Genomic DNA, 19,628 nt, shown 5'->3' with positions numbered 1-19,628 from the left:
GGATTAATAAAATATCGGCTCATTCAGTTACCCAGGTGAACCCATGAACATTCGTTTCCTGATCAGCGCTGTCGCATTTGCTGCTGCCAGTCTGGCGCAGGCGCAGGCATTCACGTTGAGCAGCCCGGATATTGCTGAAAACCGCCGCCTCGATAAGCGCCAGGTGTTCCAGGGATTTGGCTGCGAGGGCGGCAACCTGTCACCGGCGCTGGCGTGGAGCAATCCACCGGCTGGAACGAAAAGTTTTGCCATCACTGTTTATGACCCTGATGCGCCAACCGGCAGCGGTTGGTGGCATTGGACGCTGGTGAATCTGCCGACCACCACCAACGCGCTTCCCGCCGGAGTGGGCGAGCAGTTACCAGCGGGTGCCGTGCAGGGCCGTAACGATTTTGGCAGCGCGCAATTTGGTGGCGCCTGCCCGCCAGTGGGGGATAAACCCCATCGCTACCAATTCACCGTATGGGCGCTCAAAGTCGCTAAACTGCCGCTCGACAACCAGGCCAGTGGCGCCCTTGTGGGCTACATGTTGAACGCCAATGTACTGGGCAAAGCGACACTCACCGCTGTGTACGGACGCTAACCACCCCATGAACTCCGCTGTTGGCATTTCGCACCTCGAAAGCCGTATTGCTGCCTGTGTCATCGAGGCTCGCCAGCGCCATGTGCTGCAGCGAGTCACGGTGTTCAGCACTACGTTGTGCCGCATTCGCCAAGGGGAAAAGGTCTTGCACTGGGACGGCCGGGAAATGCGCGGCGGTACTCAGCATCTGGTTTTGTTGCCGGCAGGTTGCGAGTTGAGCGTCACCAATATCCCCGGTAGCCAAGGCCACTACGTGGCGGATGCCATCAGCTTTCCGGCGCCAATGCTGCGCGACTTTCAGGCGCGTTATCGGCAGCAGCTGGCTGCCCATCGTGGTTCTGCCAACGAGCTGTGCGTGGCGCTTGATGCGCACACAAACCAGGCATGGAACCAGCTGTTGCTGGCTGTGCGCAACGAGGCGCCAGATGCGTTGCGCACCTTGTATGGCGAAGCGGTGCTGCTGAGCCTGGCGCTGGCCGGGTTGGCCGGGCCGCTGTTCGCCGATCGTCACGACCCGTTGTGTGAGCGCTTGCAGCAGTTGCTCATCAGTGCGCCGAGTAGCGACTGGACGGTAGAAATGGCAGCGCGAAAACTCAACCTCGGAGCGTCGACCCTGCGCCGGCAACTGAGCAGCGAACGGCGCAGTTTTCGTCAGATTCTGGAGGAGGTCCGCCTCGGTACAGCGCTGCTGTTGTTGCAAACCAGCAGCCGGCAGATCAGCGAGATTGCCGCCAGCAGCGGCTATGCCTCGGCTTCACGGTTTGCGGTGCGCTTTCGCAGCCGCTTCGGGCTTTCGCCCCGTGACTTGCGCGCGGCAGTGCTCAAGGAAGCACAGGCTAACGATAGCTCTGCACCTGTCGTTGCCAGTCCGGATCCCGTTGCAGCGTACTGATCGCGCGGTTCAGCGTTATTGGTCTGGGGGATGAGCATGACGGGCAGCCCAAGACCAAACTGGGTCAAATTGGTACCCACTTTGCATTGTAAAAAAACTGATGACCTGGACAGCTAACGAGCGGATTCGGCGATGCTGCTATGCCCTGTTTTTGAGCGTCGGCCTTTGGCCGTGCGCTGGCCGGTTTACCGCTTGCCCTGCACTTTTCTTCACATGGAACACCTCGAATGCACCTGCCTATCCTGACTTCTGCGCGCCTGCGACTGATGCCGCTGCACGCCGAGCACGCCGCACGCCTGGCCGAACTGGGTGACGATCCTTTGGTCGCCGCCTACACAGCCGGCATGCCGTCGCCCTATACGCGTGCCGCCGCACTCGACTTCATCGAACGCTCGGCATTGGCCGCTGAGCGCGACGAGAACTGCGTGTTCGGTATCTTTTTGCGCACGGAAGAACTGATCGGCGTGATCAACCTGCGGCCAATACCGCGCCACCGCAGTGGCCATCTCGGCTACTGGATGGGCGCGCCTTATCGCAACCAGGGCTACACCACGGAAGCCGTGCAGCTGGCTATCGGCTTTGCCTTCGAGACGCTGAACGTGCACCGCGTGCACACGGCCTGCATGGCGGTTAATGGCGCCTCGGCGCGGGTATTGGAAAAGGCCGGGCTGCGCCAAGAAGGAGTGAGCAAACAGGCGTTTTTCAAACAGGGAGAATTCCATGATTTGTTGCAGTTCGGGGTCATTGACCAAGACTGGCGCCGCACGTAACCCGACCCATCCGGTGGATTTTTATCACGCACCAAGGAAGGAAACTGCGCTACGCCATTCGCACATTGCGCTGTGCCACTATTCATTGATCGCTTGCCGTGAGTGTTGTTCTTGCTCGCCAGCGGCGTTCTGTTTGATCAGGTCTATGACGGCAGCGGTCATGATCGCTGTGGAAACGCCGAACATCAGAATGCCGTTGGCCGCCTCCAGGGGGCTGAGCAGGCGCCATTGTGGGCTTAGCACCACGTCGCCATAGCCCAGGGTGGCGAAGGTCACGCCGGAAAAATACAGCGCGGTGGTGAAGTCGTTGAATTCACCCAGCAGTAGGAACAGCGCGGCCCACAGGGCCATTTGTACATAGTTGCCGATCAGCATCACCACCATGACCATCGACAGCAAACGCACGTCACCCGCCCTGGAAGGGCTCGCATTCATCTTGCGTCGCAGGGCTACATAACGCCGCGCACACAGGGCCAGGAACACCGCCTGCAACATGACACAGAGCACGATAACCGGCAGGCCTACGAGGAAATTGATCAGCATGGTTGGCCCTCTTCAGTAGGTGGATTGCCTGTGTGTCGACGGTGCCGGCGGTTGTCGAGCAGATACACCATCGCACAGGCATACAGGGTGACCAGAATGAACAGCCCCATGCGGATGGCGAAGGCGGTGTAGACATCCTTGCCTGCGGCGCTGTCCTGTACCGACTGACCGAGCAGAATGATCATGGTCGTCAGGCTGTTGAGCCAGAAGCCCGGCTTGTAGTTGCCAGGGCTCAGCCCATAGAGTTTTCGCGCCACCAGCAGCCCGAACAGCAGCATCCACAGGAAGAACATCCACAGGTTGACGAACAGGCCCAGGGCGAACCAGAAGAGAATCGCCAACAGGCCGCCGAGCAAGGTCGAACCGAGCAGTTCCCGCCCGGCGGTGCGCGCACCGGTGACGGTGCTCTGCTGGCCGAGGTTGACCGACTTCATGATGATCGGCATGTAGCTGGCCGGATCGATCAGCGCCAACAGGAACGCGGGCATCACCACCAGCGCGGCGCGCAATGCCAGCCAGCTGATTTCATCTGCCGGCAAGGTCGGTGCGGGGGCGGGCGGTTGGGTGCCGATGGGGTCTGGTAACAGCCAGTGGCTGATCGACACTGCCGTGACCGCCAGGAGCAAGCCCTTCACCAACGAGACAACCACCTGCAGGGCCAGGTCGAAATCGCTGGCGCCGGCCGCGCTGATCATGGTCAAGCCAACCACCATAAAGGTCGCGACCAGCGAGTTGCCGCCACTCAGGCCATACCTGAACACCAGAAACAGGCACAGGCCTACCAGCATCACGCCGCTGGCCGCGTAGTAGTGCAACAGCGGTATCAGCAGCAAGCCGCTGCCGGTGGTCACCATCAGCACCATGGCCAGGCCCAGGCTGGCCTTGAACGGTAACGGTCGATTCATCGCCGCCAGCATCGTCAACGCCAGCATCGGTGCGATGAACGGAATGGGCAGCGCCAAGCCGAAGCTCGCGGCCAGGCACAGCGCCGTGCCCGTGGCCAGGCGCAGGGCTCGGCGGGCACGTACCTGTTGCTCAGTAGGCATACGACAACCAGCTCATCACGCGCAGAAACAACCGGCCGAGCAGGTTCAGCGGATTGCCGTCAGTGGGGAACGCCATGACTTCGGCCTGACCACCGACACGGATACCACTGATGTCGCTCAACTGGCCCGGTTCCAGCTCGATGATCACCGGGAAGCGCTGGGCCGGGCGCAGCCAGTCACGGCTGTTCTGCACCGTGGGCAAGGTGCCGGCCGGGGTGCTCTGGCCGGTGCTGACGCCATAACCCACACTGCGCACATGGCCTTCGAAGATCTCGCCGGGGAGGGTGTCGAGCACGATGCGCACCGGGGTGCCGGGCCTGATCTTGCCGAGGTTGTTCTCGGTCATGTCGGCCGTGATCCAGGCATCGTGGATGGCGATCAAGGTCATCAGGGGCGCACCGGCTGCGGCGAACTGGCCGACATCGGTGCGCAGGTCGGTGACCAGGCCGTCGGAGCGGGCACGCACAACGCTGTTGGCCAGGTCCAGCTCGGCCTTGTCAACAGTAGTGATGGCGCTGAGCAACTGGGCATTCTTGTCGTCGCTGCCACCTTGGGTTTCGCGCGCGCGATCGACTTCTGCCCGCGCCGCCGCGACCTGGGCCACGGCCGCATTGAGGGTGGAACGGGACACTTCCAGGCGCCGCAGGGAGATGGTGCCGGGGTCTTCCTTATACAGCCGCTCCAGGCGTTGCAGGTCCTGGCGGGACATGACTTCGTTGGCCTGGGCCGCGTTCAGCGACGCCATCTTGGAGTCGATGCCAGCCGTGTTGGCGCCGATCTGTTTGCGCGTGGTCTGCAGGTCGGCCCGGGCACGGTCGAGGGCGATCTGGTAGTGCTGCGGGTTCACCTCGAACAGCACGTCGCCAGCCTTGACCTCTTGGTTGTTGCGCACGTTGACCTGGGTGACCCGGCCTGCGACCTCCGCCGCCACCGGAACCACAAACGTCTGCACCCGTGCCTGTTGCGTGTAGGGGGTGTAGCGGTCGGCCAGCAGGTACCAGATCAGGCTTAAAAGGATGAGCACGGCAACCCCACTCACGGCCTTTTTGCTCGGGTCGGATGCCGGTGCGGGAGCGGTTGCTTGCCTGTCTTGTGGGCGGTCAGTCAATTGACACCTTCCTTGCCTTCATCGAGCAGGTTGCCCCAGTCGGTACGTTGCTGCATCTGTTGGCGGGTGGCGGGCTGGAGGAGGGGCCGGTCGCTGTACCAACCGCCACCGACGGCCTTGTACAGCGCGATCAGGCTGTTGATGGCGGTGTTGCGGTTGACCAGGTAGTTATCCTGCTGGGCGAAGAGGGCCGCCTGGGCATCGAGCACCCGCTGGAAATCCGAATAGCCTTCGCGGTACTGGGTATTGGCCAGGGCCACCGAGCGCTCGGCGGCAATCGACGCTTCGCTGAGGATACGCTCGCGTTCCAGGGCCTTGAGCAGACCGGTCGCGGCATCGTCGGCCTCACGCGCCGCCTGGCGAACACTGTCCTGGTAAATGACGATTAACTGCTGCAGGCGGGCATCCTGAATACGCACGTTGTTGCGTATTCGGCCATGGTCAAACACGTCCCAGCGCAGGCTCGGCCCAGCGATCAGGTCCAGGGTGTTGGACGTTCCATCGAGCGAATTGGCCGACCAGACGATGCTGCCGAACAAGCTGATGGAGGGGTAAAGGTCTGCCTCGGCGACACCGATCAGCGCCGACTGCGCCGCGACTTGCGCTTCTGCCGTACGCACATCCGGGCGGCGCAACAGCAGGTCGGCCGGTACCCCCTGCAGCACGGCCCGGTCGACCAAGGGCACCACACCGGTGTTGCTGTGCAGTTCCGGCATCGCGCCGGGCGGGCGGCCGATCAGAATGGCCAGCGCATTGCCGGTGCTGGCGACCTGCGCCTCGAAATCGGGGATGGTGCTCAGGGTGCCGAGGTACTGGGTCTTGGCCTGTTGCAGATCGAGTTCGGCATTGTCACCGCTGGCGAACAGGCGCTCGGTGATCTCATAACTGCGCTTCTGCAGCTTGGCGTTGTTCTTGGCGATCAGCAGGCGCGCCTCGGCGGTGCGCAGCGCGTAGTAGGTTTGCGCTACCTGGGCGTGCAGGAGCACCAGGGCGTTTTCATAGTTGCCCTGGGCGGCGAACCAGGCGGCGTCGGCCGACTCGATGGCGCGGCTGAAGCGGCCCCAGAAATCCAGTTCCCAGCCGACGTCGAAACCGGCGCTGTGTTGCCATAGATGGTTGTCCTGCGGATTGTCGCCGCCCCATTGGCGCCGCTTGAGGTAGCCGCTGTCGGCGCTGACCTGTTGCACTTGCGGGTAGCGGTAACTGAGGGCGATACCCAACTGCGCGCGTGCTTCCATCACCCGCAGGCCGGCAATTTCCAGGTCGGCGTTGTGGGCATCGGCCTCGGCAATCAGTTGGTCGAGCACCGGGTCGGTAAATACGTGCCACCACTGCCGGCTATCGGGCTGCGAATGGTGCTGACTGGCCTGCTGCAAAGCCTGCGTGTTCCAGTGCTCGACCCAGGGCTGGGCCGGCGACTGAAAGTCCGGGCCCAGGCGCACACAACCGCCCAGGCCGACGGCGCCGCACAGCAGCAGCCGGCTCAAGCGAGCAGTGCACGCCCTCAAGCGCATGCGCCTCAGACCGGCGGGAGTTGGTTCGCGGCCTCACGGCGCGGTTGTTCATCGCTCAGTAGTTCATCGAGGACTTCGATGTGCGGTTGGTCGTCGACCCATTGCCAGAACAGTTGATAGGCGACCGCCAGCATCACCGGGCCAATGAACAGGCCGATGAAGCCGCCGCTGACCATCCCGCCCAGGGCGCCAATCAGAATCACCGGCATCGGCACATCGACGCCGCGGCCCAGCATCAAGGGCTTGAGGATGTTGTCGGACATGCCGGCAATCAGGCTGTAGATGCAGAACACCACGGTGCCGAGCGTGGTGCCGTCAGTGGCAAAGACATAGGCGATTACCGGTATCGTCACCAGAATCACCGGCAACTGCATGATCCCCATCAACAGCGCGACCATGGCCAGCAGCCCAGCACCGGGCACCCCCATGAGCACGAAGCCGACCCCCACCAGCAGCATCTGGATAAAGGCGATACCCACCACACCCTGGGCGACCGCGCGGATGGTCGCGGTGCACAGAGTAGCAATCCGCCGGCCGCGCTCAGGGCCGGAAAGGCGGGTGGCGATGGCAATGGCGCTGCGTTCACCGTTGTCGCCGTAGGCCATCAGCACACCGGCAATGATCAGCGCGCCGATAAACAACAGAAAGCCCACGCCAACCCCGGCCATCTTGCCCAGCAGGGTCAAACCGACGGTTTTGATGTACGGCATCAGCTTCATCAGCACGCTGCTCATGTCAGTCGCTGACTGATACCAGAAGGCGTAGAGCGGTTTGCCAATGAGCGGCAGGGTGGCGATTTTTTCGTTTGGCAGCGGAATGGCCACGCTGTCGGACTTGAGTATTTCCAGCGTGCCGTTGACCGATTCACTGATCGAGGTGCCCAGCAGGTAGATCGGCACCATCAGCAAGGCCAGGGCGACGACCACGATCAGGGTCGCGGTGCGGCCATCCTTGTTGCCCAGTTTGCGCTTGAGCAGGGTGTGCAGCGGGTACATCGTGATGGCCAGGATCATGGCCCAGAGCATCAGATTGAGGAACGGTTGAAAGATCTGGAAGCAGAACAGCACCAGTACCGTGATCAGTCCGGCGCGAATCAACACATCGAGCAAACCACCGGATAGCGCCCTTGCGGAAATGTTTGAACCTAACATCGCCTAGCTCCTTGCTGTTCGTGGCATGCAGGCAGCATAGACGCTGATTTGCCGAGGGTAGGCAGATGGGCCAATGAAGTTATGAAATGGGTTGATTCGAGCGTTTACGGACGGATGTTTGTTGGCGATTTCGCACACTGAACGAAACGGGCCCCGTCCGCTCCTGCAGCGCTGAATTCTGCCGCACCTGCGAATTTCTGCACGGTAAGCAATGCTGTGCTAGACCGATCTAGCCCGTAGCTCAATTCATTCATCGCCGCCCTGACTGGAACAGGCAGGGGGCGTTGTGCGTACCACAGGTTCAACACGCCTCACCGACCCAGCTGTATGACACAGGAGAATCGTCATGCATGTTCTTCGCGGCATCCCGATGTGGTCGTTACTGCTCATATTGACCGCCGTGCCGTTCGCGATCCGGGCCGCCGAGCCCGCCGCTCCAGCTGCCACAGAGCAGGTGTTCAGCGTGGAAGAGCTGGATCAGATGCTCGCCCCCCTGGCCCTGTACCCGGACGCCCTGTTGGCGCAGGTGCTGATGGCGGCCACCTATCCCGGTGATGTCGCCGATGCCGCCGCCTGGTCCAAGGCCAATCCAAAGGCTACGGGGGACGATGCGGTGCGCCAGGTGGCCAGCCAACCGTGGGATCCCAGCGTGCAATCGCTGGTGGCATTCCCGGCGGTGCTGGTCACCCTCGGCCAGGACCCTGCCTGGGTGCAGCGGGTTGGCGATGCCTTCCTAGCCAAGCCTGACGCGGTGATGGACTCGGTGCAGCGCCTGCGCCGCCAGGCCAAGGAGGCCGGCAACCTCAGCTCCAACGACAAACAGAAAGTCAGCGAAAAGCCGGCGACCACCGCCACCTCATCCAGCACGCAGACCATCATCATCGAGTCGGCCGACCCGCAGGTGATCTACGTGCCCAGCTACAACCCCACAGTGGTCTATGGCACCTGGCCGTACCCCACCTATCCGCCGGTGTATTACCCGCCGCCCCCTGGCTATTACCTGGGCAGCGCCGTGGCGGCCGGTATCGGTTTTGCCGTTGGCGTGGCGGTTATCGACTCGATATGGGGTGACTGCAATTGGGACAACGGCGACATCGATATCGACGTCAACCGCTACAACACCATCAACGACAACCGCCAACTGAACGTCCAGGACAAAACCTGGAAGCACAACCCGACCCACCGCGACGGTGTGCCCTACCGTGACCGCACCAGCCGCGAGCAGTATGGCCAGCGTCTGGCCAATGGCGACCAACGCGAAGCCCTGCGCGGTCGTGACACGGCCGCCGAGCGCGACCGTGCGCGCCAGAGCCTCGAAAAACGGGGTTTCGACAGCCCGGCCAGCACGAACAAACAGGCGCGTGAACGCGCTCAGGCAGCGGATCGCAACATGCGCACCACCGACCACAGCCAACGCCGCGAACAACCCCGTGAACAACCGCGCGCGGCGTCCCGCAGCACCCGCGACAACGCGTTCGCCGGGGCACGTGCGCCGGATCGCGAGCGCGCCAACCAGCAACGCGGGCAAGCCAGCCAGGCGGCGGCCCGGCGGCCGCAGTCGGCGCGTTCCGGCGGGCAGGCTGTCAGTCGCCCGGCGGCGTCCTCTAACCGCGGTGGCGCCCGGCGGCGCTGACAAGGAGCTTGGCCATGAATGCAGTGATGCGCTTTGCGCTGATGACCGTGCTGGTGCTGCCGGCTTCGGTCGTGCACGCCCAGCAACACTTCCAGAATCCCCAGGCCGCCGCCGACGCGTTTGTCGCCGCCTTGGGGACGACACAAGCCGATGAAAAACGCCTGTCCGCCCTGCTGGGTGACGACTGGCGGCGTTATGTCCCGCTGGTGGGCGTGGAGCGTGAAGACGTCGAAGCCTTCCTCACGCTGTACCGGCAAAAGCACGAAATACGCAGCCAGGCCGAGGGCTACTCGTTGCTGACGGTGGGCGAGCAGGGCTGGGAATTGCCGCTGCCGCTGGTGCACGGCAAGCAGGGCTGGGGCTTCGACGCCAAAGCCGGCGTGCCGCTGATTCGCGAGCGCCGTATCGGCCGCAACGAAGAGGCCACCTTGCAGGCGGTGCGCGCCTACCACGACGCGCAGATGGACTACGCCGAGGTCGACCGCGACGGTGATGGGGTCCTCGAATACGCGCAGACGTTCGTTAGCAGCGCGGGGCAGCACGATGGCCTGTACTGGCCCGAGCAGGAGGGGGAACCGGACAGTCCCCTGGGCGCGCTATTCGTCGACGGGCTTCCCAACGGCGGCTGGCACGGCTACCACTACCGCATCCTGACCGCCCAGGGGGCTTCGGCGCCCGGCGGCGCCTACGACTATCTGCTGGGCAACAACATGAGCCGTGGTTTTGCCCTGGTGGCCTGGCCGGTGACTTACGGCGACAGCGGGGTGATGAGTTTCATGATCAGCCACGATGGCCAGGTGTTCGAAAAAGACTTGGGCCCCGACGGCGCCAAGCAGGCCTTGGCCATGCCGCGTTTCGACCCTGACAGCAGTTGGCAGGTAGTGAGTGACGCGCAGGACGCCGCCGCCAGCCAATAATGGGAACGTGGCAGTCCGGCCGAATACGCTGACGCACGGCAGATTTTCGGCACGCTGGGACTTTGTGTGCTTGGTTAAAGCAGGGAGGCGCAGCACTCATCCCGAGGCTGCGCGGGGTAATAGAGACAGGCAATGTCCGAACCGACGCAAAAGCTTCGATTGAGCGCCCTGGTGGCGCTGGTGGTGGGGTCGATGATTGGTGGCGGGATATTTTCGCTGCCGCAGAACATGGCTGAACGTGCCGAAGTCGGCGCGGTGCTCATCGGCTGGTCGATCACCGCGGTGGGCATGCTGACCCTGGCCCTGGTATTTCAGACCCTGGCCAACCGCAAGCCGGAACTCAACTCAGGGGTGTACGCCTACGCCAAGGCCGGGTTTGGCGACTACATGGGCTTTTCGTCGGCGTGGGGGTATTGGATCAGCGCCTGGTTGGGCAACGTCGGCTACTTCGTGTTGTTGTTCAGCACCCTCGGTTACTTCTTTCCGCAGTTCGGTCAGGGCAACACGCCCCTCGCCATCGGCTGCGCGTCCGTGCTGTTGTGGTCGGTGCACTTCCTGGTGCTGCGCGGTATCAAGGAGGCGACCTTTATCAACCAGCTGACCACCGTGGCCAAGGTGGTGCCGCTGCTGACTTTTATTGCCATCACGCTGGTCGCCTTTGACGCGGATATTTTCACCCGCGATATCTGGGGCCGCAGCAACCCGAACTTCACCAGTGTGATGGACCAGGTCCGCAACATGATGATGGTGACGGTGTTTGTGTTTATCGGCATCGAAGGCGCCAGTGTGTACTCGGCCCGGGCCGAAAAACGTGCCGACGTCGGGCGGGCGACGGTGCTGGGTTTTCTTGGCGTGCTGGCGCTGCTGGTGCTGGTCAACCTGCTGTCGCTGGGGATCATGAGCCAACCGGAACTGGCCGCCCTGCAAAACCCGTCGCTGGCGGTGGTGCTGGAGCGGGTAGTGGGGCCGTGGGGCGCGTTGTTTATCAGTATCGGGCTGGCCGTTTCGCTGCTGGGCGCGTTGTTGTCGTGGGCGCTGCTGTGCGCGGAAATTCTGTTTGCCACCGCCAAGGACAACACCATGCCGGCGTTCCTGAAAAAGGAGAACGCCAACCACGTGCCGGCCAATGCGCTGTGGCTGACCAATGGCATGATCCAGCTGTTCCTGCTGATCACCCTGTTTTCCGCCGGCACCTACACCAGCCTGATCTACCTCGCCTCGTCGATGATCATGGTGCCGTACCTGTGGTCCGCGGCCTATGCGCTGCTGCTCGGCCTGCGCGGCGAAACCTATGAACAGAGCAGCCTGGAGCGGCGCAAAGACCTGGTGGTGAGCGCGATCTCCCTGGGCTACGCGGTGTGGCTGTTGTATGCCGGCGGGGTCAAATACCTGCTGCTCTCGGCCTTGCTGTATGCGCCTGGCGTGCTGCTGTTTGCCAAGGCCAAGCATGAGCAGGGTGAGCCGTTGTTCACGCACGTCGAGAAGGGCATTTTCGCCTGCGTGATCATCGCCGCAGCGCTCGCGGCCTATGGCTTGTACAGCGGCAGGTTGGCGCTGTAATGAGCATCTTCGTGATCAATCAGCAGGTTCATTTCGACAACGAAACCTTCGTGCTGTACGCCGCCACAGCGCCCGACGATGTGCAGCGCATCGGTGCCATCGCCAGCCGCTGTCTGACCCAACTGCTGGAGGCCAACGGGCAGATCGTGAGTAAACGCGAGTTGCTGACCGGCGCCTGGGGCAGCTTCGGTCTGGAGGTTTCCGACAACAGCCTGGCGCAGGTGATACGCCAGTTGCGCGTGACCCTGGAGAGCCTGCAGCCGGGCCATGAGCTGATCCTCACGGTGCCCCGAATCGGTTACAAGATTACCCAGCCGGTGGAACTGCTGGACCTCGCTGCGCCCTCGCTCGCCATAGTGCCTATTGCGCCGATGCCGGAGCAGCCGAAAACCCCTGAAAGCCCTCCACGCCAGCGCTGGATCACCCAGTTGCCTTTGGCGCTGGGCGCTCTTGGCTGCTGGGTTGCGCTGTTTCTATTGCCGGGCCTGCTGAACCCGGTGGCCTTGCCCACCCGGCCCTTTGTCGAGCGCCACGCCGAGCAGTTCGGCGGCATCACCGTGCATGTCGAAGCCATGCCGACCAGCGCGCTGCAACCCGACACCGCGTACCTGCTGGAGAAAGCGCGGCAATTGGCGCAGAGCCTCGGCATGGCGCCATCCGATCTGCATTTGTACCGCCTGGCTGATCGCTACCGCAGCTTGAGTCTGTTGTGCCACGGCACCCTGCAGCACGCCGATAGCCAATGTGTGGGGATGCAGCTCAATGAATAGCCGCCGACTGTCCTTTGGTCTCTTTCTACTGATCAGCGCCCTCAGTCTGGCTGCCGGGTTCTGGTTCAATGGCTCTCCCGCCCTCGATCTGCAATGCAGTGGTCGTATCGCCCAGGCGTTTTCCCGTGAAGGCGGCACGCAATGGCTGCTGAGTCAGTACGACCTGGATCTGCGTGCCGAGGGGGAGGGTGATTACAAGGTCAACTCGCGCCTGTTGAGCGCCAGCCAGAACCCGCCGGTGGGCTATCTGCATCGGGCCGCCCGCTTCAGTCAGCAGCTTGCGGACCAGCGCCTGCTGATTCAGGTGTTGCACAGCGGCAAGAGCGCAACCGACAACCTCGAGGCGGATCAACTCAGCGGCTTGGGGCTGTTTGTTTTCAACAAGGACCTGCACATTCGCTACCGCCTGCGCCAGTTGGCGAGCGGCAGCCTGATGATCGACAACGGGCTGGGGGCGGTCTTGCTCTGCGTGCAGACCCGGCCTGGCGCCTGAGTCTGCACGTTAGCTACAGCCGATAGTGACTTCTGCGCCAACCGAGGGCAGCCCCAGCAGCAGGCAGGTGAGGTCCTGTTGCTCGTCGACGTGCAGCTCCAGGTCGCCGCCCTGGGCCTTGGCCAATTGCCTGGCCGAATAGGTGCCCAGGCCACTGCCGCCTTGCTTGCCGTGGCTGCTGTATTTCTCAAAGAACCGCGGACGAAAGTCGGCCGGCACCGCCGGCTGGTTTTCCATGCGGATGCCGATGGCTTCACCCTCAACCATCTGCACCCGTACCCGACTGCCCTGCGGCGCGGCCTCACAGGCGTTCTTCAGCAGGTTGCTGAGCAGCGAATAACACAGCATCGGATCGGCCCAGGCCGGCGCCGCCGGGGCTTCGACGCAGTCCGGCAGACACAGTTCGATCACCAGTGCCTTGGCCTGGTAGGTGACCCGCAGCGCTTCGATCATGCTGGTGAGCATCGTGGCCAGATCCACCGCCACCGGCTGTAGCTCGAACTTGCCGGTTTCGATGCGGTACAGCGCGGCCGACAGGTTTATCAGGTTCATCGCCTGCAGCGCGTTGTCTTCCAGCAGGCGCAGCATGCGTTTCTGTCCGGGCAGCAGGTTGCCGCCATCGAGCATGCCGCGGGCAATCCCGAGCACGCCGCTGAGCGGTGCCTTCAGATCGTGCCGGGTGATCTGCTCGACCTCCTCGCGCAGGCGCGCCTGCATCAGCAGCTCGTTGCATTCGGCCTGCACCTGCTGGTGCCGTTCGACATGGCGCAGCAGGTTGCCGACCCGCAGCTTCAGCAGGCGCATATCCATCGGCTTGTGCACAAAGTCCACGGCGCCCAGTTCCAAGCCTCGCTGCAGCGCCTGAGGGTCGTTCATCGCGGTGACAAAGATCAACGGAATCTGGCTGGCCTGGGGATGGCTGCGCAGCTGTTCGGCCAGCTCGAAGCCATCCATGTTCGGCATCATCACATCCAGCAGAATCAGGTCCGGCGGCGTACTCGAGGTGCAGATACCCAGTGCGGTCTGCCCATCCTGGGCCAGACGGACGCGGTAATCGGGCTTGAACAGCCCGGCGATCAGGCTGAGGTTCTCCGGCATGTCGTCCACCGCCAGCAAGGTGGGCCGGCGCTTGCTGGCCGCAGGTACAGGCGCCGGCACTGCAACCGGCTGCACCGGCAGTGCCTGGTATTTCGGCCGGTGGCGCATGGCCTGCTCCAGCTGCTGCGCCAGGTTCTGCGGGTTGTAGGGTTTGATCAGGATGCTGCTGACGCCACTGTCGATCAGCCGGGTGATCTGCTCGCGCTCGCATTCGGCGGTGATCATCATGAACGGCAGGTGCGCCGTGCGTTTGTCACTGCGCACCTGGAGCAATAGTTCCAGCCCGGTCATCACCGGCATGTTCCAGTCCGAGACAATCACATCGACAGGCCGGCTGTTGAGGATGCTCAGGGCTTCCAGTCCGTTGTTGGCCAGCAGGATCTGCCGCGCACCCAAGCGGCTCAGCTGGTTGCTATTGATCTTGCGCATGGAGTCGGCATCGTCGACGACAAGGAACACAGTCTGGTCAAGCATCGGCAAACGCTCCGAGTGAAAGGGTGCGGCGGTTCAAGCGCTCAACCGCGGTTGGGCAGTGGTGAGCAATTGCTGCTTGGCCTGCAGCGTTTCGTCGGTGTCGGCATAACGCTGGGCGATGTCCTGAAACTCTTGCTCCAGGCTCAGAAAGGCCTGCACCACCTGCGGGTCGAAGTGAGTACCGCAGCCCTCGCGAATGATCGCCACGGCCTTGGCGTGGGGCATTTCCGGTTTGTACACGCGGCGGCTGATCACCGCGTCGTAGACATCGGCAATTGCCATCAAGCGGGCGCTGAGGGGAATCGCTTCGCCGCTGAGGCCCTCGGGGTAGCCGCTGCCGTCCCATTTTTCGTGGTGATAGAGGGCGATTTCCTTGGCGATGCGCAGAAACGGCACGGGCATGCCCAACAGCTCTTCGGCCTTGACCAACGCCGCGTAACCCAGCCGTGGGTGATGTTTCATCACTTCGAATTCGTGGGGTTCGAAACGCCCCGGTTTGAGCAGGATATGGTCGGGAATGCCGACCTTGCCGATGTCGTGCAGAGGCGCCGACTTGTACAGAAGCTCGATGCTTTCATCGTCCAGCACGGCGGCAAAACGCGGCAATTCGCGCAGTTTGTAGGCCAACGCGCGCACATAGTTTTGCGTGCGGCGCAGGTGGTTGCCCGTCTCGTTGTCGCGGGTTTCGGCCAGCGAGGCCAGGGCCAGAATGGTCACATCGTGCACTGCCTGTAGCTCGCTGGTGCGCTGCGCCACTTCCTGGTCGAGGTCGGCGTTGCGCTGGCGCAGTTGGTCGGCCGCCAGCTTCAGGCGCAATTGGCTGCGCACCCGGGCCAGCAGCACGGTGGGCTCCAGCGGCTTGCTGAGGTAATCGACAGCGCCCAGGTCGAGGCCGTACTGCTGATCCTCGGCCTGCTGTTTAGCGGTGAGAAACAGCACCGGCACGTCGCGGGTCAGTGGGTTGGCCTGCAGGCGGCGGCACACCTCGTAGCCGTCCATGTCCGGCATCATCACGTCCAGCAGGATGAGGTCGGGCGCCGTACGCTGGGCAATCGCCAATGCATTGGCGCCGCTGGACGCCACCCGCAGCTGGTAATCGCGGTGCAGCAACTCGTGCATCAAACGCAGGTTCTCGGGGCCGTCATCCACCACGAGCAGCGTGTGTCGGTGTTTGTCATCAGTCATCGTTGGCACCTCAAGGCTGCCCGTAGCGGGCACTGACCCATTAGCCCACGGCCTCGGCTGAAGTGCTGTGAAATGGGCTGAATCGGTATGAATTGCCCTGAAACCCTCACGCTACCGGCTCCAGTCGAGCGCCGAGCGCCTCCTGCAGACAGGCTCTGGCCTTGTCGAATTCGAAGCGCTGCAGCGCCGCCGACAAGCGCGCCGCCTGCCGAGGGAAGGCCGCGCGCAGCAACGGCGCATGGCTGGTGAAACAGGACAAGGCTTCACTGTCGTAGTCCGCCAGCAGCTCGGACAGTTGCGCGCAGACCTGCCGCAAGAGCGCGTCATCCACCTCGGCCGCCACCTCGTGCGCAGTGCTCTGTAATTGCCGCAACTGGTCGAGCAATGGCTGCAGCACCGCTGCCAATGCGTCCAGCAGTGGCTGGTGGTCAACCGTGCCGGGGTGCGCGCGCACGTGCAGTTCCAGCGCACCCGCGGCAGTGGCCACCGCTTCGGCGCCCAGCGTGGCGGCAATGCCGCGGCACCCATGGGCGAGCAGTTCGGCGCCGGCAACGTCGCCCGCGTTCAGGCGGCTTTGCAGCTGTTCCAGCAGGTGCTCCTGGCCGGCCAGAAACTGCCCGAGGAGTTGTCGGTACAGCGCCTCGTTGCCCAGCAAGCGCCGCAGCCCCGCTTGGGTATCGACGCCATCCAGCTGCAGCTGCGCCGCCTGCTCGGTCGCCGGCAGCGCCTGCCAACGTCCGCCCAGCCAGCGTTGCAGCACGCCCTGCAGGGTCTGTGGCTCAAAGGGCTTGCTGATAAAGTCGTTCATCCCGGCGGCCTGACAGGCCTCGCGATCCTCACGCATGGCGTTGGCGGTCATCGCCACCACCGGCAGCCCGGCCAGGTCAGGGCGCAGCCGCAGCGCGCGGGTAGCGGCCAGGCCATCCATGACCGGCATCTGCATGTCCATGAACACCAGCTCATAGGCCTGCCCGGCAAGCCGCTCCAGCGCCTGCTGACCGTTGCTGGCGATGTCCACCTGGCAACCCATGGCCTGCAGCAGCTCGGCCGCTACCTGCTGGTTCAAGTCGTTGTCCTCGACCAACAGCACCCGCGCGCCCAACGCGTGCCCCGCCACCCAGGTGGCGCCGTCACGTGGCTGCTTGCGCACGGGCGCGTGGGCCAATTGCAGGTTGGCGCTGAAGCTGAAGGTGCTGCCCTGGCCAGGGGTGCTGTGCACCTTGACCTGGCCGCCCATCAATTCGGTCAGCTGTTTGGCGATGGCCAGTCCCAGGCCGGTACCGCCGTAGCGGCGAGTGGTGGAGGCGTCAGCCTGCTGGAAACTGGCGAACAGCTTGGCGCACTGCTCGGCGGTCAGACCAATGCCGGTGTCGCGCACCGAGAACTCCAGGCACAACCCCGAGCCGGCCGCCTCGCAGCGCTGCACCGCGACCTCGATACAGCCCTGTTCGGTAAATTTCACCGCATTGCTCAGGTAGTTGAGCAAGATCTGCCGCAGGCGCAACGGATCGCCGTGCAACTGGTCCGGCACCTGTGCCGCCACCACCAGGCTCAGCGCCAGGCCCTTGTCGAGCAGACGCGCCTGCACCAGATCGGTCGTCTCCTGCAGCAGGCACTGCAGGCTGAAGTCCTGTGGGTCGAGTTGCAGCTTGCCGGCTTCGATCTTGGAGAAGTCGAGGATATCGTCAAGGATCCCCAGTAAATGCCGGCTGGAACTCTGCACCTTGCCCAGATAGTCGCGCTGGCGCTCATCCAGCGAGGTCGCCAGCACCAAGTGGGTCATGCCGATGATGGCGTTCATCGGCGTGCGGATTTCGTGGCTCATATTGGCCAGGAATTCGGCTTTGACCCGCACGGCGGCCTCGGCGAGTTCACGGGCTTCACGCATTTCTGCGGCGGCGGCGTACTGCAGCGAAACGTCCTTGATCAACCAGATGGAGCCCTGGCTCATGTCGCCGGGGCTGACCGCCCGCGCGCTGACCGCGCCCCAGAAGTGGCTACCGTCCTGACGGCGCAAGTGCAGTTCGCGGCGATAGGTTTCGCCCTGATTCAGCAACTGGCGGATCTGCGTCACGCTGTCGTGGGCGCTGCCGGCATCGAGCCAGATCAGCGGCGAATGGCCGAGCAGTTCACCCTCGGCGTATCCGAACAGACCATGCAGGCTGGAGTTGGCCTGGACGATGACCTCGCCGCTGATAAAGGCGATGCCATTGGGCGCGGCCATCAGGATCGCCCGCTGCTGCTCGTGGGCCAGCTGCAAGCGACGTTCGTGCTGCTTGCGCTCGGTCAGGTCGCGAATCACCACGCACAGCGACTGGCTGTCGCCACTTAGCGAGGGCAGTAACGACACGCGGATCTCGATGGCAAACTCGCTGCCATCAAAGCGCAGCGCCATGCCTTCGCCCACCTGGTTGACGGCCGGGTCGAGGTAAAAATTGCGCAGGATGCCGGCCAGCACCTGGCGCTGACCTTCCGGCACCAACACCCGGAAGTGCTGCCCCAACAGACCGTCGCCGGGATAGCCGAGGATGCGCTCACATTCCAGATTGGCGAGGATGATCCGTCCGCTCATATCGAGCACCAGCAAGCCATCGGGCGCTGCTTCGACGATGCCGCGGTACCAGCGTTCGGTGGCCGTCAAGGCACTGCGCTGGTATTCCAATTGCTCGGCCTGGTCACGCGCCTGCTGCAACAGACGCTGCTTGTGTTCGCGCTGCAACATCAGGCCCCACCAGGCGTGAAGCGGCTCGTGCAGGGCATGCAGCAAAGCCGTCTGGCGGGCATCGGGCGGCTGTTGCAGGCGCAGATCGATGAGGTCTTCCTGCTGATCGCCCCATCGCAGCGGCAGGTGGTACAGCCGCTCATTCTGCTCCAGGCAGCACTCCTGCTCACAAAAGCCCACCTCGACACCTGGCAACCAGGGCTGCAAGCGCTCTTCCAGGCGGCTAATCAGCTCGCTGCGATTCAGGCAGGTCGGCAGCACCTGGGCCAGTTCACCCAGGCAATCCTTGACCCACTGCTGGCGCAGTACCTGCTGATTGACCACTCGGTAATCATCCAGGGCACGGGCCAGTTCGCCGAGTTCGTCTGGCGCATGGCAATGCTCGAGGTCGTCTAGTTCCTCACCGGCCTGCAGGCGCCGGGTCTGCTCGGTGAGCTGGCGCAGCGGCTTCAGGAGTTTGTGGCGCACGAACAGCTGGGCAAGCACCACGTAGATCATGGTCAGCCCCAGCACCAGGGCCGCCAGGCGCTTGACCTTCGCCGCCTCGGCGACGGAGGCGGTCATCAGCTGGTTCTGATAGGTGGCGCTGTGCACCCGGAACTCGTCCAGCAACGTAGAGATCGCCAGCTCGCTCTGTACATAAGGCGGCTCTTCCAACAGGCGACTGGGCCCGCCGGTGAAGCGCTGTTCCATCGCCTGCTGCTCCACGCGGGTTTGCAACTGATCGGCCTCCAGCACCTGGCGCAACTGGCGCTGCTGCATGGGTTGCAGCTCGGCCGCACGCAATTGCCGCAGCGCTTGGGTGATGCCCCCGGCTTCGGCCATTTGCTGATATCGCTCACGGTAGAACGAGTCGCCGGTGGCCACATAGAGGCGGGCGAACTGGGTCATGCGGCGGTTATCCACGGACAACTGCGCCGTCAGGCTGACCACCTTGATGCTCTGCTGCGCCATGCGCAGGCTCTGCTGGTTGTACTGCTCGGCCTGCCACATGCTGAACAGGCAGGCGCCGCCGATAATCAGCATGCCAGCGGCCAGCCATTTGCTCAGTCGATCAATGCTCATGGGCAGGTTCCTCGAGTGCGGGCGAGCGGCGCTTCGCCTCGGCGGAATTGACTCATGGGCGGCCAGACTGGCGCTCTGAAATCGGCTGAAAAGTTATGAAATCA

16 protein-coding genes are annotated in these 19,628 nt (G+C 63.4%); 8 read left to right on the top strand and 8 right to left on the bottom strand.

The genetic code is table 11. The annotated features are described in order from the left end of the window. Positions 1–43: 43 nt before the first annotated feature. From C8K61_RS13945 to C8K61_RS13935, 3 genes are all read left to right on the top strand, one after another. Positions 44–583 (top strand): kinase inhibitor, encoded by a 540-nt coding sequence (locus C8K61_RS13945; RefSeq protein WP_108096855.1) that lies wholly within the window; start codon positions 44–46, stop codon positions 581–583. 7 nt (positions 584–590) lie between these two features. Then, positions 591–1,475, top strand: coding sequence for a helix-turn-helix domain-containing protein (locus C8K61_RS13940; RefSeq protein ID WP_108096854.1), 885 nt, complete (start codon positions 591–593; stop codon positions 1,473–1,475). A gap of 227 nt (positions 1,476–1,702) precedes the next feature. Further along, positions 1,703–2,245: a GNAT family N-acetyltransferase gene (locus tag C8K61_RS13935; protein WP_108096853.1), complete on the top strand. Its 543-nt coding sequence runs from the start codon at positions 1,703–1,705 to the stop codon at positions 2,243–2,245. A 78-nt stretch (positions 2,246–2,323) separates the two neighbouring features. On the opposite strand, the gene C8K61_RS13930 is transcribed toward C8K61_RS13935, so the two are convergent. Genes C8K61_RS13930 through C8K61_RS13910 form a run of 5 tightly spaced genes read right to left on the bottom strand, consistent with a single transcriptional unit; the run spans position 2,324 to position 7,607 of the window. Beyond that, a complete protein-coding gene (locus C8K61_RS13930; RefSeq protein WP_108096852.1) occupies positions 2,324–2,788 on the bottom strand; it encodes a potassium channel family protein in 465 nt (154 codons plus the stop codon). Further along, positions 2,782–3,834 (bottom strand): DUF2955 domain-containing protein, encoded by a 1,053-nt coding sequence (locus C8K61_RS13925; RefSeq protein ID WP_108096851.1) that lies wholly within the window; start codon positions 3,832–3,834, stop codon positions 2,782–2,784. Before C8K61_RS13925 ends, C8K61_RS13930 begins: the two co-directional genes overlap by 7 nt. Then, on the bottom strand, positions 3,824–4,942 hold the full coding sequence (locus C8K61_RS13920) for an HlyD family secretion protein (protein ID WP_108096850.1): 1,119 nt from the start codon (positions 4,940–4,942) through the stop codon (positions 3,824–3,826). The genes C8K61_RS13925 and C8K61_RS13920 overlap by 11 nt, the downstream gene beginning before the upstream one ends. Further along, the gene (locus C8K61_RS13915) at positions 4,939–6,456 is read right to left on the bottom strand and encodes an efflux transporter outer membrane subunit (RefSeq protein WP_108096849.1); all 1,518 of its coding nucleotides are present in this window, start codon (positions 6,454–6,456) and stop codon (positions 4,939–4,941) included. Before C8K61_RS13915 ends, C8K61_RS13920 begins: the two co-directional genes overlap by 4 nt. 5 nt (positions 6,457–6,461) lie before the next feature. Beyond that, complete coding sequence (locus C8K61_RS13910; protein WP_108096848.1) at positions 6,462–7,607, bottom strand: AI-2E family transporter; 1,146 nt, start codon at positions 7,605–7,607, stop codon at positions 6,462–6,464. A 346-nt stretch (positions 7,608–7,953) separates the two neighbouring features. Here C8K61_RS13910 and C8K61_RS13905 point away from each other — a divergent pair, with 346 nt between their 5' ends. The 5 genes from C8K61_RS13905 (at position 7,954) to C8K61_RS13885 (ending at position 12,980) form a co-directional block, all read left to right on the top strand. Then, complete coding sequence (locus tag C8K61_RS13905; RefSeq protein ID WP_108096847.1) at positions 7,954–9,240, top strand: DUF3300 domain-containing protein; 1,287 nt, start codon at positions 7,954–7,956, stop codon at positions 9,238–9,240. A 14-nt stretch (positions 9,241–9,254) separates the two neighbouring features. Continuing rightward, a complete protein-coding gene (locus tag C8K61_RS13900; protein WP_108096846.1) occupies positions 9,255–10,157 on the top strand; it encodes a DUF2950 domain-containing protein in 903 nt (300 codons plus the stop codon). 132 nt (positions 10,158–10,289) lie between these two features. Then, positions 10,290–11,717: an arginine-ornithine antiporter gene (gene arcD, locus C8K61_RS13895; protein WP_108096845.1), complete on the top strand. Its 1,428-nt coding sequence runs from the start codon at positions 10,290–10,292 to the stop codon at positions 11,715–11,717. After that, the gene (locus C8K61_RS13890; RefSeq protein ID WP_108096844.1) at positions 11,717–12,487 is read left to right on the top strand and encodes a winged helix-turn-helix domain-containing protein; all 771 of its coding nucleotides are present in this window, start codon (positions 11,717–11,719) and stop codon (positions 12,485–12,487) included. Before arcD ends, C8K61_RS13890 begins: the two co-directional genes overlap by 1 nt. Beyond that, entirely contained in the window at positions 12,480–12,980 is a 501-nt protein-coding gene (locus C8K61_RS13885; RefSeq protein ID WP_108096843.1) for a hypothetical protein, read from the top strand. The genes C8K61_RS13890 and C8K61_RS13885 overlap by 8 nt, the downstream gene beginning before the upstream one ends. A gap of 9 nt (positions 12,981–12,989) precedes the next feature. Here C8K61_RS13885 and C8K61_RS13880 read toward each other — a convergent pair whose 3' ends face one another. From C8K61_RS13880 to C8K61_RS13870, 3 genes are all read right to left on the bottom strand, one after another. Next, the gene (locus tag C8K61_RS13880; RefSeq protein ID WP_108096842.1) at positions 12,990–14,552 is read right to left on the bottom strand and encodes a response regulator; all 1,563 of its coding nucleotides are present in this window, start codon (positions 14,550–14,552) and stop codon (positions 12,990–12,992) included. Positions 14,553–14,585: 33 nt separating this feature from the next. Continuing rightward, positions 14,586–15,737 carry an HD-GYP domain-containing protein gene (locus C8K61_RS13875; RefSeq protein WP_108096841.1) on the bottom strand — a complete coding sequence of 384 codons (1,152 nt, stop codon included), beginning with the start codon at positions 15,735–15,737 and terminating at the stop codon, positions 14,586–14,588. 106 nt (positions 15,738–15,843) lie between these two features. Continuing rightward, complete coding sequence (locus C8K61_RS13870; RefSeq protein ID WP_108096840.1) at positions 15,844–19,524, bottom strand: PAS domain S-box protein; 3,681 nt, start codon at positions 19,522–19,524, stop codon at positions 15,844–15,846. Positions 19,525–19,628 lie beyond the last annotated feature (104 nt).

The organism is Pseudomonas sp. GV071 (genome assembly GCF_003050835.1).
GTDB lineage: Bacteria > Pseudomonadota > Gammaproteobacteria > Pseudomonadales > Pseudomonadaceae > Aquipseudomonas.
Note: the sequence above shows the minus strand (reverse complement) of the source record. Positions and strands in the feature narration are given on the sequence as shown.

Excerpts from the sequence above, each read along its gene's own strand:
- arcD (WP_108096845.1), top strand. The coding sequence starts at position 10,290 with ATGTCCGAACCGACGCAAAAGCTTCGATTGAGCGCCCTGGTGGCGCTG.
- C8K61_RS13890 (WP_108096844.1), top strand. The coding sequence starts at position 11,717 with ATGAGCATCTTCGTGATCAATCAGCAGGTTCATTTCGACAACGAAACC.
- C8K61_RS13915 (WP_108096849.1), bottom strand. The coding sequence starts at position 6,456 with ATGCGCTTGAGGGCGTGCACTGCTCGCTTGAGCCGGCTGCTGCTGTGC.
- C8K61_RS13935 (WP_108096853.1), top strand. The coding sequence starts at position 1,703 with ATGCACCTGCCTATCCTGACTTCTGCGCGCCTGCGACTGATGCCGCTG.
- C8K61_RS13910 (WP_108096848.1), bottom strand. The coding sequence starts at position 7,607 with ATGTTAGGTTCAAACATTTCCGCAAGGGCGCTATCCGGTGGTTTGCTC.
- C8K61_RS13870 (WP_108096840.1), bottom strand. The coding sequence starts at position 19,524 with ATGAGCATTGATCGACTGAGCAAATGGCTGGCCGCTGGCATGCTGATT.
- C8K61_RS13885 (WP_108096843.1), top strand. The coding sequence starts at position 12,480 with ATGAATAGCCGCCGACTGTCCTTTGGTCTCTTTCTACTGATCAGCGCC.
- C8K61_RS13880 (WP_108096842.1), bottom strand. The coding sequence starts at position 14,552 with ATGCTTGACCAGACTGTGTTCCTTGTCGTCGACGATGCCGACTCCATG.
- C8K61_RS13905 (WP_108096847.1), top strand. The coding sequence starts at position 7,954 with ATGCATGTTCTTCGCGGCATCCCGATGTGGTCGTTACTGCTCATATTG.
- C8K61_RS13930 (WP_108096852.1), bottom strand. The coding sequence starts at position 2,788 with ATGCTGATCAATTTCCTCGTAGGCCTGCCGGTTATCGTGCTCTGTGTC.
- C8K61_RS13925 (WP_108096851.1), bottom strand. The coding sequence starts at position 3,834 with ATGCCTACTGAGCAACAGGTACGTGCCCGCCGAGCCCTGCGCCTGGCC.
- C8K61_RS13940 (WP_108096854.1), top strand. The coding sequence starts at position 591 with ATGAACTCCGCTGTTGGCATTTCGCACCTCGAAAGCCGTATTGCTGCC.
- C8K61_RS13875 (WP_108096841.1), bottom strand. The coding sequence starts at position 15,737 with ATGACTGATGACAAACACCGACACACGCTGCTCGTGGTGGATGACGGC.
- C8K61_RS13945 (WP_108096855.1), top strand. The coding sequence starts at position 44 with ATGAACATTCGTTTCCTGATCAGCGCTGTCGCATTTGCTGCTGCCAGT.
- C8K61_RS13900 (WP_108096846.1), top strand. The coding sequence starts at position 9,255 with ATGAATGCAGTGATGCGCTTTGCGCTGATGACCGTGCTGGTGCTGCCG.